The 15,803-nt window shown below is 68.4% G+C and carries 15 protein-coding genes; 6 read left to right on the forward strand and 9 right to left on the reverse strand.

The window, feature by feature from the left end:
• Nucleotides 1-148: 148 nt before the first annotated feature.
• From fba to FHR94_RS16220, 5 genes are all read right to left on the reverse strand, one after another.
• Nucleotides 149-1,213: a class II fructose-bisphosphate aldolase gene (fba, locus tag FHR94_RS16200; protein WP_183327184.1), complete on the reverse strand. Its 1,065-nt coding sequence runs from the start codon at nucleotides 1,211-1,213 to the stop codon at nucleotides 149-151.
• Between the two features lie 70 nt (nucleotides 1,214-1,283).
• Entirely contained in the window at nucleotides 1,284-2,462 is a 1,179-nt protein-coding gene (locus tag FHR94_RS16205; RefSeq protein ID WP_183327186.1) for a phosphoglycerate kinase, read from the reverse strand.
• A 37-nt stretch (nucleotides 2,463-2,499) separates the two neighbouring features.
• A complete protein-coding gene (locus tag FHR94_RS16210) occupies nucleotides 2,500-3,543 on the reverse strand; it encodes a type I glyceraldehyde-3-phosphate dehydrogenase (RefSeq protein ID WP_183327188.1) in 1,044 nt (347 codons plus the stop codon).
• 71 nt (nucleotides 3,544-3,614) lie between these two features.
• Entirely contained in the window at nucleotides 3,615-4,325 is a 711-nt protein-coding gene (locus FHR94_RS16215; RefSeq protein WP_183327190.1) for an LrgB family protein, read from the reverse strand.
• The gene (locus FHR94_RS16220) at nucleotides 4,318-4,683 is read right to left on the reverse strand and encodes a CidA/LrgA family protein (RefSeq protein WP_183327192.1); all 366 of its coding nucleotides are present in this window, start codon (nucleotides 4,681-4,683) and stop codon (nucleotides 4,318-4,320) included. Before FHR94_RS16220 ends, FHR94_RS16215 begins: the two co-directional genes overlap by 8 nt.
• Nucleotides 4,684-4,864: 181 nt before the next feature.
• Here FHR94_RS16220 and FHR94_RS16225 point away from each other — a divergent pair, with 181 nt between their 5' ends.
• From FHR94_RS16225 to FHR94_RS16235, 3 genes are all read left to right on the forward strand, one after another.
• Entirely contained in the window at nucleotides 4,865-5,317 is a 453-nt protein-coding gene (locus FHR94_RS16225; protein WP_183327263.1) for an Hsp20/alpha crystallin family protein, read from the forward strand.
• A 36-nt stretch (nucleotides 5,318-5,353) separates the two neighbouring features.
• The gene (locus FHR94_RS16230) at nucleotides 5,354-5,743 is read left to right on the forward strand and encodes an Hsp20/alpha crystallin family protein (protein WP_183327194.1); all 390 of its coding nucleotides are present in this window, start codon (nucleotides 5,354-5,356) and stop codon (nucleotides 5,741-5,743) included.
• Between the two features lie 130 nt (nucleotides 5,744-5,873).
• The gene (locus FHR94_RS16235) at nucleotides 5,874-6,926 is read left to right on the forward strand and encodes a class I fructose-bisphosphate aldolase (RefSeq protein WP_183327196.1); all 1,053 of its coding nucleotides are present in this window, start codon (nucleotides 5,874-5,876) and stop codon (nucleotides 6,924-6,926) included.
• 70 nt (nucleotides 6,927-6,996) lie between these two features.
• Here the strand turns inward: FHR94_RS16235 and tkt are convergent, their stop codons facing one another.
• On the reverse strand, nucleotides 6,997-9,000 hold the full coding sequence (gene tkt, locus FHR94_RS16240) for a transketolase (RefSeq protein WP_183327198.1): 2,004 nt from the start codon (nucleotides 8,998-9,000) through the stop codon (nucleotides 6,997-6,999).
• Between the two features lie 323 nt (nucleotides 9,001-9,323).
• Between tkt and metK the strand changes: the two genes are divergently transcribed.
• From metK to ahcY, 3 genes are all read left to right on the forward strand, one after another.
• The gene (metK, locus tag FHR94_RS16245; protein WP_183327200.1) at nucleotides 9,324-10,544 is read left to right on the forward strand and encodes a methionine adenosyltransferase; all 1,221 of its coding nucleotides are present in this window, start codon (nucleotides 9,324-9,326) and stop codon (nucleotides 10,542-10,544) included.
• Between the two features lie 91 nt (nucleotides 10,545-10,635).
• Nucleotides 10,636-12,324: an NAD-dependent DNA ligase LigB gene (ligB, locus tag FHR94_RS16250; RefSeq protein WP_183327202.1), complete on the forward strand. Its 1,689-nt coding sequence runs from the start codon at nucleotides 10,636-10,638 to the stop codon at nucleotides 12,322-12,324.
• 75 nt (nucleotides 12,325-12,399) lie between these two features.
• On the forward strand, nucleotides 12,400-13,806 hold the full coding sequence (gene ahcY / locus FHR94_RS16255; protein ID WP_183327204.1) for an adenosylhomocysteinase: 1,407 nt from the start codon (nucleotides 12,400-12,402) through the stop codon (nucleotides 13,804-13,806).
• A gap of 18 nt (nucleotides 13,807-13,824) precedes the next feature.
• Here the strand turns inward: ahcY and FHR94_RS16260 are convergent, their stop codons facing one another.
• The 3 genes from FHR94_RS16260 to FHR94_RS16270 all read right to left on the reverse strand — a co-directional run bounded on the left by FHR94_RS16260 (nucleotide 13,825) and on the right by FHR94_RS16270 (nucleotide 15,676).
• Nucleotides 13,825-14,283: a hypothetical protein gene (locus FHR94_RS16260; protein ID WP_183327206.1), complete on the reverse strand. Its 459-nt coding sequence runs from the start codon at nucleotides 14,281-14,283 to the stop codon at nucleotides 13,825-13,827.
• Between the two features lie 6 nt (nucleotides 14,284-14,289).
• Entirely contained in the window at nucleotides 14,290-14,646 is a 357-nt protein-coding gene (locus FHR94_RS16265; RefSeq protein ID WP_183327208.1) for a DUF6152 family protein, read from the reverse strand.
• 91 nt (nucleotides 14,647-14,737) lie between these two features.
• Nucleotides 14,738-15,676, reverse strand: coding sequence for an AEC family transporter (locus FHR94_RS16270; protein WP_183327210.1), 939 nt, complete (start codon nucleotides 15,674-15,676; stop codon nucleotides 14,738-14,740).
• Nucleotides 15,677-15,803: the final 127 nt, after the last annotated feature.

Raw genomic sequence — 15,803 nt, forward strand, 5'->3', positions numbered from 1 at the left:
ATTGTGTGGGCGTGCCCTCACCGCCGAGGCCGGTCGTCGGCCGCGATGGACAAGGAAAGGAAGAGGGCGGAAAGGCCAAGACGGCGGAGTGCCGCCGTCTTGCCGGTGCTAGCATGGGCGCGTGCCGGCCGCTTCGGCGCGGCGTCGGTCAGCGGATCTTCGGATCCAGTTCGCCGCGCGCGTAGCGCTCGAACATCTGCTCGAGATTGATCGGGGTGATCTTCGAGGCGTTGCCGGCGGTGCCGAAGGCCTCGTAGCGAGCCTTGCAGATGTCTTTCATGGCCGCGACGGAGGCCTTGAGGAACTTGCGCGGGTCGAACTCGGCCGGGTGCTCGGCCAGGAAACGGCGCACGGCGCCAGTAGAGGCCAGGCGCAGGTCGGTGTCGACGTTGACCTTGCGCACGCCGTGGCGGATGCCCTCGACGATCTCCTCGACCGGTACGCCATAGGTTTCGGGGATCTTACCGCCGAACTCGTTGATGATCTCCAGCCACTCCTGGGGTACCGAGGAGGAGCCGTGCATCACCAGGTGGGTCTCGGGGATGCGCTCGTGGATCTGCTTGATGCGCTGGATGGAGAGGGTGTCGCCGGTGGGTGGCTTGGTGAACTTGTAGGCACCGTGGCTGGTGCCGATGGCGATGGCCAGGGCATCGACGCCGGTGGCCTTGACGAAGTCGGCGGCCTCTTCCGGATCGGTGAGCAGCTGGTCAGGGTCGAGCTTGCCCTCGGCGCCCACGCCGTCTTCCTCGCCGGCCATGCCGGTCTCCAGACTGCCCAGGCAGCCCAGCTCACCCTCCACGGAGACACCGCAGGCGTGGGCCATCTCGACGGTGCGCTGGGTGACGTCGACGTTGTAGTCGTAGTCGGCGGGGGTCTTGCCGTCTTCCTTGAGCGAGCCGTCCATCATCACCGAGGAGAAGCCCAACTGGATGGAGCGCTGGCACACCGCGGGGCTGGTGCCGTGGTCCTGGTGCATGACCACCGGAATGTGCGGGAACTCCTCGACCGCGGCGAGGATCAGGTGGCGCAGGAAGGGGGCCCCGGCGTACTTGCGGGCGCCGGCGGAGGCCTGCACGATCACCGGGGAGTCGGTCTCGTCGGCGGCTTCCATGATGGCGCGCATCTGCTCGAGGTTATTGACGTTGAAGGCCGGCACGCCGTAGCCATGTTCGGCGGCGTGGTCCAGCAGTTGGCGCATGCTGATCAGTGCCATGGTCCTACCTTTACGTAAGGACGGCGCGGCCGAGGGCCGCGCCGGTCATCGGGGTTGAGCGTCGCTTGGGTTACGTGGCCTGGGCGGCCTGATAGGCGGCTTCCAGGGCCGCCACGGCCGGCAGGGTCTTGCCTTCCACGTACTCGAGGAAGGCGCCGCCGCCGGTGGAGATGTAGGAGACGCGATCGGCGATGGCGTACTTGTCGATGGCCGCCAGGGTATCGCCACCGCCGGCGATGGAGAAGCCGGCGCTCTCGGCGATGGCCAGCGACAGCGCCTCGGTGCCCTTGCCGAACTGGTCGATCTCGAACACGCCCACCGGGCCATTCCACAGGATGGTGCCGGCGTCCTTGAGCAGGCCGCCGAGGCGGCCGGCGGTGTCGGGGCCGATGTCGAGGATCATCTCGTCGTCGGCCACCTGATCGACAGGTTTGACCACCGCGGTGGCCTGCTCGGAGAACTCGGTGGCCACCACCACATCGCTGGGCAGCGGGATTTCGACCTTATCCATCAGCGCTTTAGCCTGGTCGATCAGCTCACGCTCGTGCAGCGACTTGCCGACGTTATAGCCGGCCGCGGCGATGAAGGTGTTGGCGATACCGCCGCCGACGATCATCTGGTCACACTTCTCGGACAGCGCGCTAAGCACCTCGAGCTTGGTGGAGACCTTGGAGCCGCCGACGATGGCGACCAGTGGTCGCTTCGGCGTGGCCAGCGCCTGCTCCAGGGCTTCGAGCTCGCGGGCGAGCAGCGGGCCGGCGCAGGCGGCCGGAGCGAAGCGTGCCACGCCGTGGGTGGACGCCTGGGCGCGGTGGGCGGTGCCGAAGGCGTCCATCACATAGACGTCACACAGGGCGGCGTACTGCTTCGCCAGGGTTTCGTCGTCCTGCTTCTCGCCGGTGTTGAAGCGCACGTTTTCGAGCAGCACCACCTCGCCGTCGGCGACCTCGACCTCGCCGTCAAGGTACGCCTTGACCAAGCGCACCGGACGGTCCAGCAGTTCACCCAGACGGTTGGCCACCGGGGCCAGCGAGAATTCCTCGGCCGGCTCGCCCTCGGTGGGCCGCCCCAGATGGCTCATCAGCATCACTCGCGCACCGGCCTCCAGGGCGGCCCGGATGGTTGGCAGGCTGGCCTTGAGGCGGGCGTCGCTGGTTACCTGACCGTGCTTGATGGGCACGTTCAGGTCCTCGCGGATCAGTACCCGCTGGCCGCGGAGGTCGAGGTCGGTCATCTTGTGCACGTTCATGGAAGCAGGTTCCTCGTCTGGGAAAGCCGAAGGGGTGTCAGGCGTCGTCGCCGGCCCCCGGCCGCGCCGAAGGCAAGGCGGCCAGCCGTTGGCTGACGTCGAGCATGCGATTGGCGAAGCCCCACTCGTTGTCGAACCAGCAGAGCAGCTTGATCAGGCGGCCACCGGCCACCCGGGTCTGGGTGGCGTCCACGATACCCGAGCGGGGGTCATGGTTGAAGTCGACCGAGGCCATGGGCTCCTCGGTATAGCCGAGCCGGCCGGCCAGCCGGTTCCGGCTGGCCTCGCGCAGCAGGGCGTTGACGGTGGTGGCGTCGGTGTCGGTGAGTACGCACAGCGACAGGTCCATGGCCGAGACATTGATCGTCGGCACTCGCATGTGCAGGCACTCGAAACGCCCGTGGAGGTGCGGCATCAGGCGGTCGATGCCGCGGGACAGGCCGGTGTCCACCGGCACGATGGAGTGCATCGCCGAGCGGGTCAGGCGCAGGTCGGTCTGGTGGTAGGCGTCGATCACCGGCTGGTCGTTCATCGCCGAGTGGATGGTGGTCGTCACGCCGTGCTCGATACCCAGTGCCTCGTCGAGCACGGTGAGCACCGGTACCAGGCAGTTGGTGGTGCAGGACGCCGCCGAGACGATGCGGTGGTGGGGGGCCAGGCGCTGGTCATTGATGCCGGAGACGATGGTGGCGTCGACATCGCTCTCCGCCGGCTGGGAGAACAGCAGCCGCCCGGCGCCGGCCGCAAGATGCCGCTCGGCGGTGGCGCGGTCCTTGAAGCTGCCGGAGCACTCCAGCACCAGGTCGATACCGAGCGCGGCCCAGGGCAGGCGGTCGGGGTCCGGCTCGCAGAGCACCTGGATCGCGCGGCCGTCGATCACCAGGCGGTCGCCCTCGACCTCGACCCGGCCCGGGAAGCGGCCATGGGTGGTGTCGTAGCGGGTCAGGTAGGCGATGGTGTCGAGCCCGGAGAGCTCGTTGATCGCCACCACCTCGAGATGCGGGTCGGCGCGCTCCACGAGGGCACGCAGCACGCACTGGCCGATGCGGCCGTAACCGTTGATGGCGATGCGATGGGCCATGGCGGTGACGATGACTCCGAGCCGGATAACAGGAGCCGGCGATTCTAGCGCATTTGCGCCTCGATCGTCTTCTAGGGGCCGACCAGTCGCCACGCCAGCGGCAGGAACAGCGCACTGAAGATGCCGGTCAGGCTCATCCCCAACGAGGCGAAGGCGCCGGCGGTGGGACCGATCTCGAAGGCGCGCACCGTGCCCAGGGCGTGGCCGTTGAGGCCCAGCGCCAGACCGAGGATGCGCTCATCGCGAATGCCCAGCTGTCGGGCGAACAGGGCGACGAAGCCGATGGCCGCCACCCCGGTGACCAGCAGGCCCCCCATCATCAGCGACACCGAGCCGCCGATCTGTTCGGTGATGCCGATGGCGATGGGCGCGGTCACCGACTTGGGGGCCAGCGAGGCGAGGATCTCGGGCGGTGCGCCGAGCAGCCAGGCGATGCCCACGGCATAGCCGGCGGCGAGCAGGGCCGCCACGGGCAGGCAAGCCAGCAGCGGGCGCCACAGGGGCCGGACCTGCGGCATCTGCTGATGCAGGGGCAGGCCCAACGCCACGGTGGCGGGACCCAGCAGCAGCATCAGCCAGGCGGCGCCCCGGCGGTAGTCCGCATAGTCGATGGACAGGGCGGCCAGCACCCCGGCCAGCAGCAGCGCGGCAACCAGGATCGGGGGGCACCAGGCCGGGGCGCCGACCGCCCTGAGCAGGCGGATGCCCGCGACGTTGGCGGCCAGGGTCAGGGCGATGGCCAGGATCGGGGTGGCCAGCAGGTGATCGAGCAGCTCAGGCATCGTGCGGTCCCTCCTGGGGCGCGTCCATCAGGCGGCGCATCAGCCACAGGGTGGTGAGCACGCTGAGCAGGGTGCCGCCGATCAGGGCCGCCAGGATCGCCGCCCACTGGCTAGCGACGGCGTCGAGCAGGAAGAAGACGCCGACCACGCCGGGCATGATCAGCATCGCCAGCATGGCGATCAGCGGTCGCGCCGCGGCGGCGATGTCGTCGAATCCGCCGCCGTGAAGCATCAGCCAGGCGGTGAGCAGCAGCATACCCACCACGCCGGCGGAGACCGGCAGGCCCGAGAGGGTCACCAGGCTCTCGCCGAGCAGCCAAAAGCCGAGCAGCCAGAGAAAACCGCGCAGTGCCGGCATGGGACTCCTTGTCATCGATGTCAAAGGCGGCGCGAGGACTTGAAAAGCGCCGAAGCGTTCCTATTGTGCAGATTACGGGGACGGTGTCAGCTTAAGTGTGCCGCTCCCCACCGGTAGGTCATGGCGCCGAGTCATGACCAACTGGCGACATAAGTCCTTGTGACGTTAGGAGGTGTTCGTGATGTTCGGAGATCTCAGGCGTTTCGATATCGGCCGGCCCCAGGGCCTGGACTGGGTTCGGCAGTTGATGGACGAGGTGTTCCCCGAGGGAGGCCCTGCCGATATCCGCTCGGTTCCGCGGGGCAGCTTCCCGATGATCAACGTCGGGCGCACCGACGAGGCCGTGCGGGTCTATGTGTTCGCTGCCGGCCTCTCGGCAGGGGAGTTGGACGTGAGCCTCCAGGACAACGTGCTGACCGTGGCCGGCCGGCGCGAGCCCGCGGCGGAGGAGAAGGCGCAGCAAACCCACTTCCGGCGCGAGCGACCGCATGGGGAGTTCAGTCGCTCCGTGGCGTTGCCCGATGGCCTGGACATCGAGCGGGCCGAGGCACGCTTTCGCAACGGGGTGTGCGAAATCGTGCTGCCCAAGCGCGAGGAGCTCAAGCCGCGCCGGATCGAGGTCCAGGCGTCCTAAGTGCCACGGTACCCAGAGACTGGGAGGAGGTGAGAGATGAACGATATCACCAAGCATGAGGCTCCCCGGGAGCCGGCCGAGCGGGAGCCACGACTCGAGACCCTGCTGCCGCCGGTGGACATCTTCGAGGAGGACAACGCCCTGCACGTGATCGCCGATATGCCCGGCGTGAGCCGTGAGGGGCTGCATATCGAGGTGGACAACAACGTGCTGAGCCTGGAGGGTGAGGTACAGCTCGAGATGCCGGAGGGGATGCGTGCCCTCTATGCGGAGGTTCGGGCGCAGCGTTTCGCGCGCCGCTTCACGCTGAGCCAGGAGATCGATGCCGACGCCATCGAGGCGCGCATCGACAATGGTGTCTTGCATCTGGTACTGCCCAAGAAGGAGGTCCATCGGCGGCGGCGCATCGAGGTCCAGACGACCTGAGCCGCCCCTGGCTCGCCGGCGCCCACCTCTGACGAGGTGGGCGCCGGCGTTGGCCGGCATGCCTCCCGCATGCCAGACTCGTCCGCTACGCTAGGAAGAGCGTCTTCGAGCACCCAAGGAGAGGAACGACATGACCGACATTGCCACGCTGCTGGGCGACCAGGCCGAGGATCTGCTGGGACACACCTGCACCGGTATCCCCAAGGAGCAGCTGCACCTGCCGGGGGCGGATTTCGTCGACCGGGTGATGACCGACAGCGATCGCAGCCCCCGTGTGCTGCGCAACATGCAGGCGCTGTTCGATCACGGGCGGCTGCGGGGGACAGGGTATCTGAGCATCCTGCCGGTGGATCAGGGCATCGAGCACTCGGCGGGTGCCTCCTTCGCTCCCAACCCCCTCTACTTCGACCCCGCCAACATCGTCGAACTGGCCCTCGAGGGGGGCTGCAACGCCGTGGCCTCGACCCTGGGCGGGCTGGCCTCGGTGGCGCGGCGCTATGCCCACCGCATCCCGATGATGGTCAAGCTCAACCACAACGAGACCCTGAGCTATCCCGCGGTGTACGACCAGACCCTGTTTGCCCGGGTCGAGCAGGCCTTCGACATGGGCTGTGTGGCGGTGGGGGCGACCATCTACTTCGGGTCAGCGGAAAGCCGCCGCCAGATCATGGAGGTCAGCGAGGCCTTCGAACGGGCCCATGAGCTGGGCATGGTCACGGTGCTGTGGGCCTACCTGCGCAACCCGGCCTTCAAGCACGAGGGCACCGACTACCATGTGGCCGCCGATCTCACCGGCCAGGCCAACCACATGGCGGCGACCCTCAAGGCCGATATCGTCAAGCAGAAGCTGCCCGAGATCAACGGTGGCTACCGCGACATCGGCTTCGGTCACACCCATGACAAGGTCTACAGCGAGCTGACCTCGGACAACCCCATCGACCTGGCCCGCTACCAGGTGGCCAACTGCTATCTGGGGCGCGCGGGGCTGATCAACTCCGGCGGCGGCTCCAAGGGTGCCTCGGACCTGGGCGAGGCGGTGCGCACCGCGGTGATCAACAAGCGCGCCGGTGGCATGGGCCTGATCTCAGGACGCAAGGCGTTCCAGAAGCCAATGAAGGAGGGCGTGGCGCTGCTCCATGCCATCCAGGACGTGTACCTGTCACCGGATGTCACCCTCGCCTGACGGCGCCAATCGCGCCATAAAAAGGGCGCGGCCAACGCCGTGCCCTTGTCTCTGCCGTGCCAGGCAACGATCAGTCGTCAGCGGCGTCCAGCAGCGCGCTGGCCTCGGCCACCACGTTGTCGACGGTGAAGCCGAAGTGCTGGAACAGGTCGCCGGCGGGGGCGGACTCGCCGAAGGTGCTCATGCCGACCACGCGGCCGTCCAGGCCCACGTACTTGTACCAGAGGTCTCGGTGACCGGCCTCGATGGCCAGGCGCGCGGTCACGGCGCTGGGCAGGACGCGCTCGCGGTACGCGGCGTCCTGGGCGTCGAAGACGTCGGTAGAGGGCATCGAGACCACGCGTACGGCGCGGCCCTGGGCCTCGAGCTCGGCGGCGGCGTCCATGGCCAGGCCGACCTCGGCGCCGGTGGCGATCAGGATCAGCTCGGGGGTGCCCGCGCTCTCTTTCAGCACGTACCCACCACGCTGGATCTCGGCTAGCTGCGGCTTGCGGCGGGCCTGGTGGGGCAGGTTCTGACGCGACAGCACCAAGGCGGTGGGGCCGGCCTGGCGCTTGAGGGCGGCGTTCCAGGCGGCGGCGGTCTCCACGGCGTCGCAGGGCCGCCAGGTGGAGAGGTTCGGCGTCGAGCGCAGGGTGGCGAGCTGCTCGACCGGCTGGTGGGTGGGGCCATCCTCGCCCAGCCCGATGGAGTCGTGGGTGAACACATAGAGCGTCTGCTGACCCATCAGCGACGCCATGCGCACGCTGTTGCGCATGTATTCCATGAAGATCAGGAAGGTGGCCCCAAAGGGCACGAAACCGCCATGCACGGCGATGCCGTTCATGATCGCCCCCATGCCGAACTCGCGCACCCCGTAGTGCAGGTAGTTGCCGCCGGGGGCGTCGGCGGAGATCGCCTGGGCGCCGTCCCAGACGGTCAGGTTGGAGGGCGCCAGGTCGGCGCTGCCGCCGAGCAGCTCGGGCAGCTGCGGGCCGAGTGCGTTGAGGCAGGACAGCGACGCCTTGCGCGAGGCGGTGGTCTCGCCCTTCTCCTGGGCCTGCTCGATCAGCGCCTCGCTGGTCAGCGCCGTGGGCAGCTCGCCCTGGATCCGGCGCTGGAACTCCCGGGCCAGCTCAGGATGGGCCTCGGCGTAGCGCTCGAGGCGCGCCTGCCAGTCGGCCTGGCGCGTCTGGCCGGCCTCGGTGGCATCCCAGCCCCGGTAGATCGCCTCGGGCACGTGGAAGGGAGCATGGGGCCAGTTCAGGCGCTCGCGCGCCGCGGCGACTTCCTCTTCGCCCAGCGCCGCACCGTGACACTCCTCCTTGCCCTGCTTGTTGGGCGCCCCAAAGCCGATGATGGTCTGGCAGATGATCAGGCTGGGCCGGTCGTCATGCTGCTTCGCCAGTTCGATGGCCGCCTTGACCTCGTCGGGGTTGTGACCGTCGACGTGGGGGACCACATGCCAGCCGTAGGCCTCGAAGCGCCTGGCGGTGTCGTCGGTGAACCAGCCCTCGACCTCGCCGTCGATGGAGATGCCGTTGTCATCGTAGACGGTGATCAGCTTGCCCAGCCCCTGGGTGCCGGCCAGCGAGGCGACCTCGTGGGAGATGCCCTCCATCAGGCAGCCGTCCCCCACGAAGCACCAGGTATGGTGGTCGACGATGGTGTGGCCGGGGCGATTGAACTGGGCGGCCAGGGTACGTTCGGCCAGCGCCATGCCCACGGCATTGGCCAGGCCCTGGCCCAGCGGGCCGGTGGTGGTCTCCACGCCCGGCGTATAGCCGAGTTCGGGGTGGCCTGGCGTGCGCGAGTGCAGCTGACGGAAGTTCTGCAGATCCTCGAGGCCGAGCTCGTAGCCGGTGAGGTGCAGCAGCGAGTAGAGCAGCATGGAGCCGTGGCCGTTGGAGAGCACGAAGCGGTCCCGGTCGGGCCAGTGCGGGTCGGCCGGGTTGTGCTGCAGGTAGTCGTTCCACAGCACCTCGGCGATGTCGGCCATGCCCATGGGCGCACCGGGATGGCCGGACTTGGCCTTCTGGACGGCGTCCATGGATAGGGCGCGAATGGCATTGGCCAGTTCGAAACGGGACGGCATGGGGTCAGCTCCTCGCCTGCGGCAGATATAGTATGCGGTGACACGGTCTGGCCAGGGGGCGTGGCCGGACGTGGATTCTGGCTGGGATGCGCCGCAGGACGGGAAGCGGCGCAGTCGAATTCGGGCGCCTATTGTCGCCGACTTGCCGCCCTGCATCAAATCGCGGGTGCCAGGTGCGGGAGCAGCGTGTAGACTCGGGCCCTCGATACCGGTCGCCCGCGACGGCCATTGCCCTGACCGTGGCACCGTGCCGGGCGACGTCTAGACTGCGCCGCGGTGCCTCGCGGTTTCAGACTGCTGCTACACAAAGGGCCGAGAACGCCATGAGCGAATACTCCCTGTTCACTTCCGAATCCGTCTCCGAGGGCCATCCCGACAAGATCGCCGACCAGATCTCCGATGCGGTGCTCGATGCCCTCATCGCCCGGGACAAGCAGGCTCGCGTCGCCTGCGAGACGCTGGTCAAGACCGGCGTGGCCATCGTCGCTGGCGAGATCACCACCGCGGCCTGGGTCGACCTCGAGGATCTGGTGCGCCGGGTGATCACCGACATCGGCTATACCTCCTCCGACGTCGGCTTCGACGGCGAGACCTGCGGGGTGCTCAACCTGATCGGCAAGCAGAGCGTGGATATTGCCCAGGGCGTCGATCGCGTGAAGCCCGAGGATCAGGGAGCCGGCGACCAGGGGCTGATGTTCGGCTACGCCACCGACGAGACCGAGAGCTACATGCCGGCGCCGATCCACTACGCCCACCGGCTGGTGGAACGCCAGGCGGAACTGCGCAAGCATGGCCTGCTGCCCTGGTTGCGCCCGGACGCCAAGAGCCAGATCACCTTCCGCTACGACGAGCACGGCAAGCCCTGTGCTGTGGATGCCGTGGTGCTCTCTACCCAGCACGACCCGGAGATCGACCAGGAGGAGCTGCGCAAGATGGTACGTCGCGAGATCATCGAGCAGGTGATTCCCGCCGAGTGGCTGACCGACTCCACCCAGTACCACATCAATCCCACCGGCAAGTTCGTGATCGGTGGTCCGGTCGGCGACTGCGGCCTGACCGGCCGCAAGATCATCGTCGACACCTATGGCGGCATGGCCCGCCATGGTGGTGGCGCCTTCTCCGGCAAGGACCCTTCCAAGGTCGACCGCAGCGCCGCCTATGCGGGGCGCTACGTGGCCAAGAACATCGTGGCCGCGGGACTGGCCGAGAAGTGCGAGATCCAGGTCTCCTATGCCATCGGCGTGTCCGAGCCCACCTCGGTATCGATCAACACCTTCGGCACCGGCAAGATCAGCGATGCGCGCATCGTCGCCCTGGTCCGTGAGCACTTCGACCTGCGGCCCAACGCCATCACTCGCATGCTCGATCTGCTGCATCCCATGTACCAGCTCACCGCCGCCTACGGCCACTTCGGTCGTGAGCCCTTCGAGACCTCCTACACCTGGACCGACACCCACGGCGAGACCCACACCGAGACCTTCACCGCCTTCCCTTGGGAGAAGACCGACCGGACCGAGGCGCTGCGCGCCGCCGCCGGTCTGTAGGCGATCGCCTACGGCATCTTGAGGGCCCCGCCGGCAGCGCCGTGCGGGGCCCTTTGCTAGGGTCGAGGCACATCTGCCTCGAGGCCTCGATATGCGCTGCCGTCTCGCTTCCTTCCTCTGGCTCATCCTGTTCCTGTGTCTCGTGTCGCCTCCGCTGCTGGCCGACTGCCCGGACTGGTCGGCCTCCCGTGCCGAGCGGGAGCTCACGGCCCTGCAGGGCCGCCTGGCTGCATGGAACCGTGCTTACCGCCATGACGGCCGCTCGCCGGTGAGCGATGCCGTCTATGACCAGGCCCGCGTGCGCCTCGATGTCTGGCGACGCTGCTTTCCCGGTGTGCTGCCCGAGATCTTGCCACCGGTGACTGGCTCCGCCGGCGAGGCCCGCCATCCCGTGCCCCAGACCGGCCTGGCCAAGCTGGCGGAGGCGGCCGCGGTGCGCGCCTGGCTGGCTCGCCGTGAGGACATCTGGCTGCAGCCCAAGGTCGACGGGGTGGCAGTGACCCTGGTCTACGAGGCCGGTCGGCTGGTGCGCGCCATCAGTCGCGGCGACGGACGACGCGGCCAGGACTGGACGTCGACGGCTCGGCGTCTGCCTGCCGTGCCGGAGACCCTGCCCACCGACGCTGACCTGGTGCTGCAAGGCGAGTACTTCCTGCGCCTGACGGAGCATGTGCAGGCCGAGGTGGGCAGCGCCGGGGCCCGCAGCACGGTGGCCGGCCTGCTGGCTCGCGAGCATCTCAACGCGAAGGAGGCCAGCCGCATCGGGCTGTTCGTCTGGGACTGGCCCGATGGCCCTGCCACGATGGAAGCGCGCCTTGCCGAGGTGGCGCGTCTGGGCTTCCCGGCGTCGGCTTCCCTCACCCTGGCGGTCGATGGCCTGGCGGAGGTCAGGTACTGGCGTGAGGCCTGGTATCGCGGCCCGCTGCCCTTCGCCACCGATGGCGTCGTGCTGCGCCAGGGTGGCCGCTCCCCGGGCACGACATGGCAGGCCAAACCGCCGGTCTGGGCCGCGGCCTGGAAGCATCCGCCGCGGGAGGCCCTGGCCGAGGTGCGCGGGGTCGAGTTTCGCATCGGCCGTACCGGGCGGCTCTCGCCGCTGCTGCACCTGATGCCCGTCGAACTGGACGGCCGGGTGATCCGCCGGGTGGCGGTGGGGTCGCTGGCCAGGTGGCAGGCGCTGGATATCCGGCCTGGCGATCAGGTGGCGATCGTCCTGGCCGGCCTGACCATTCCGCGTCTGGAAGGTGTGGTGTGGCGCGCTGTCCAACGCCCGGCGCTCTCCCCACCCGACCCCGAAGCGTACCATGCCCTGAGCTGCTGGCACCTCGCGCCCGGCTGCCAGGCCCAGTTCCTCGAGCGGCTTACCTGGCTGGGCGGGCCCGAGGGACTCGACCTGCCTGGCGTGGGGCCGGGAACCTGGCAGTCTCTGATGGACGCTGGCCTGGTCACGGGGCTGCTGGACTGGCTGACCCTGGAGGCGGAAGCGCTGGAGGCGGTGCCCGGCATCGGCGAGATACGGGCGGCACGCCTGCAGGCGACCTTCGCGCAGGCGCAAGAGCGTCCCTTCGCCGCCTGGCTGGAGGCCCTGGGGCCACCGCCGGGGCTGGCCCCCGCCGCCATCGAGAACTGGGCGTCGCTGGCCACCCGCGGTGAGCGCCGCTGGCGCGCCGAGCCGGGCGTCGGGCCTGAGCGGGCCGGCGACCTGGTAGCCTTCTTCGCCCATCCCGAGGTGCAGGCCTTGGCCCGGCGGCTGGCCCGGGTCGGCGTCGCGGGGTTCTGAGCGTTGGTTGTCCGGTTCTGGGCTCACTGCCTATAGTGAGGAGACGCTTTTCGTCCGTGAAGGAGATGTCCATCCATGAACCAGCCCGCCGTTTCCGCGCCCGCCACCGACTACAAGGTCGCCGACCTCTCGCTGGCCGATTGGGGGCGGCGCGAGATCCGCATCGCCGAGACCGAGATGCCCGCGCTGATGGCGATCCGCGAGAAGTATCGGCAGGCCCAGCCGCTCAAGGGGGCGCGCATCGCCGGCTGCATCCACATGACCATCCAGACCGCGGTGCTGATCGAGACCCTCGTCACCCTGGGAGCCACGGTGCGTTGGTCGTCGTGCAACATCTTCTCCACCCAGGATCATGCCGCTGCCGCCGTTGCGGCCGCCGGTACCCCGGTGTTCGCCTGGAAGGGTGAGACCGAGGAGGAGTTCTGGTGGTGCATCGAGCAGACCGTGGAGGGGCCGGACGGCTGGACCCCCAACCTGGTGCTCGACGACGGCGGTGACCTGACGGCCCTGCTCCACGACAAGCGTCCGGAGCTGCTCGACGCGGTGCACGGCATCAGCGAGGAGACCACCACCGGCGTGCATCGCCTGCAGGAGATGCTGCGCGCCGGCTCGCTGCGGGTCCCGGCGATCAACGTCAACGACGCCGTGACCAAGTCGAAGAACGACAACAAGTACGGCTGTCGCCACAGCCTCAATGACGCCATCAAGCGCGGCGTCGACCACCTGCTGGCCGGCAAGCAGGCCCTGGTGGTGGGCTATGGCGACGTGGGCAAGGGCTCGGCGGCCTCGCTGCGCCAGGAGGGCATGATCGTCAAGATCAGCGAGATCGACCCCATCTGTGCCATGCAGGCCTGCATGGATGGCTTCGAGGTGGTCTCCCCCTATGCCGACGGCCTCAACCGGGGCAAGGAGAGCATCGACCGCGACCTGCTGTCGCGCATCGACCTGGTGGTCACCGCCACCGGCAACATCGACGCCTGTGATGCGGCCATGCTGCATGCCCTGAAGAAGGGCGCCGTGGTGTGCAACATCGGCCATTTCGACAGCGAGATCGACACCGCCCACATGCGCCGCCACTGGCACTGGGAGGAGGTCAAGCCCCAGGTCCACAAGGTCTATCGTGACAGCAAGCCCGGCAAGTTCGACCCGGAGAGTCGCGACTACCTGATCCTGCTCTCCGAGGGGCGCCTGGTGAACCTGGGCAACGCCACCGGTCATCCCTCTCGGATCATGGACGGCTCCTTTGCCAACCAGGTGCTGGCGCAGATCCACCTCTTCGAGGGAGGCTTCGCCGAGTTGCCCGAATCGGACCGGCGCGACGCCCTCGATGTGACCGTGCTGCCCCGTCACCTGGACGAGGAGGTGGCCCGCTACATGGTGGAAGGCTTCGGCGGGGTGATCACCCGCATGAACGAGGCCCAGGTGCACTACACCGGGGTGCCAGCCGAGGGGCCCTACAAGCCGGGTGACTATCGCTACTAGCGGCTTGCGTCTCGCGGATCAGACGAAGGCCAGGAAGCGGCCGGCGGCCAGGGTGGCGAGCCACAGGGCCAGGGAGAGGCCCCCGGCCAGGCGCAGACGTCGGAGGGAAGCGTGGGCCAGGCCCGGCCCCAGATTGAGCAGCAGCGCATTGGCGATGGCCAGCACGGCCAGGGCCAGCTTGATCCAAAACAGCGGCATGGCCGTATAGCCGGTGGGGTCGGCGAGAAACAACAGGGTGCCGGTGGTCAGCGCCAGCAGCAGGCCGGTGATGGCCACCGGTTGCAGAAGGCGGGCCAGGGCGGGCAGGGCAAGCTGGCGCTGCCAGCCCAGCAAGCGAAGATCGAGGGCGGTGATCGCGCCGACCAGCAGGGCGATGCCCAACACGTGCAGGGTGTTAACGCTCGCATAGCCCCAGCGTGACTGACCCATCCAGACGGCCGGACCCGTCTCCGCCAGCCAGGCCAGCAGCGCGGCCATGGGGCATCAGATGCGATCTGGATAGAGCACGAAATGCTCGTCGCCGATCCATAGCTGCTCGACCTTGAGCAATCGCTCGCCGGAGTGTTCTCCGGAGACGCGGACCTCGACGCCCGTGGCGAGGTCGCCCTCACCCAGACCGGCCCGGTCGTTGCGCCAGGGCTGGCCGACCTCTACCGTCCAGGTCTCGCCGTCCACGTCCAGGATGAGCACACCGTGGGGATTGCCTAGCTGGACGTCGGTAATCACACCGACGAGCTCGCGGGTCTCGCCACCGGTCCAGCCGTGGTGGGCCTGGGCCTGGGAGAAGGCCAGCAGCAGGGCGAGTGCCGCCGTGGCCAGCAGGAAGTGTCGTCGTTGCATGATCGGCTCCTCCGGGGACGACTCTCCTCTCAGGCTAGTGGGGCATGCGCCGGTTGCAAGGCCTGGACCGTCCAACCCTCGCTGTGCCCCCTCATGGCAGTCCGGCAAGGTCCATCAGCAGTCCCAGGTAGAACGGGAGCAGCAGGGGCGCGGCGAGGGTGGTGAGCAGTACCGCCAGCGCGCCCTTCTCCGGCGCGATGCCGAGTTCCATGGCCACCACCACCACGTTGGCGGCCATGGGCACCACGCCGATCAGCAGCAGGGCCAGGGCGAGCTCCGGCGAGAGCTTGATCATGGCCTGGAGCCCGATCACGGCGGCCAGGGCCAGCAGCGGCCAGAGCCCATAGCGGATCACCACGCCGATGCCGATGAATCGCCAGTCCAGGTGGTGGATCGTGACCCGGCCCAGCGTCATGCCGATGAGCATCATGCCAAGCAGGGTATAGGTGGCCGGGAAGACCGTGAGACCCTCCATGACTGCCGCTGGCACCTCGAGCCCGGCGGTCTCGCTAAGCAGCGCGGCGAGGAAAGCATAGACCAGCGGCAGGCGAGCGATCCGGGTCAGGCTCTGGCGCACCGAGAAGCGTCCCCGGGCACTGAGGTAGAAGCCCACCGTGAACTCGTAGAGCGTCACCCCCAGCAGGCAGAAGAGATAGAGGGTCACGCCCGTCGGGGGCAGCAGTACCAGCGCTACCGGCAGGCCGAAGTAGCCGGTGTTGCCGGTCCCCGAGGAGAAGGCCAGCAGGGCGCTTTCCTCGCTGCCCAGACGGTGTCGGGCCAGGCGATGCACCGCCAGGGCGATCAGGCTTGCCGCGATGAAGAGGCTCGCGGTGAGCAGCAGGTCGGCCGGGGTGGGGCCACCCTGCACCAGGGCGCGGAAGAAGGTCAGGGGCGCGATCAGGTAGATCAGCAGGGTGGCAATGGGGCGCGGATCCACGGTCAGGCGTCTGGCCGCCAGCCAACCGAGCGCCACGAAGGCCAGCAGAGTCCAGAGAGGCCCCATCAGGGCGCTAGGGTCGATTACAGTCATCATCCTTGCCTGTCAGAGCACACGAGGCCCGATGCCTATCGGGCGCTAACGTGAAGCATATTGATGCAGCAGCGCGAAACTTTCATTGGTCGACGGCCCAGGCGAGGCGGCACAATGGCACCAACAT

Origin of the sequence: Halomonas cerina, from assembly GCF_014192215.1 — a bacterium.
Taxonomy (GTDB): domain Bacteria; phylum Pseudomonadota; class Gammaproteobacteria; order Pseudomonadales; family Halomonadaceae; genus Halomonas; species Halomonas cerina.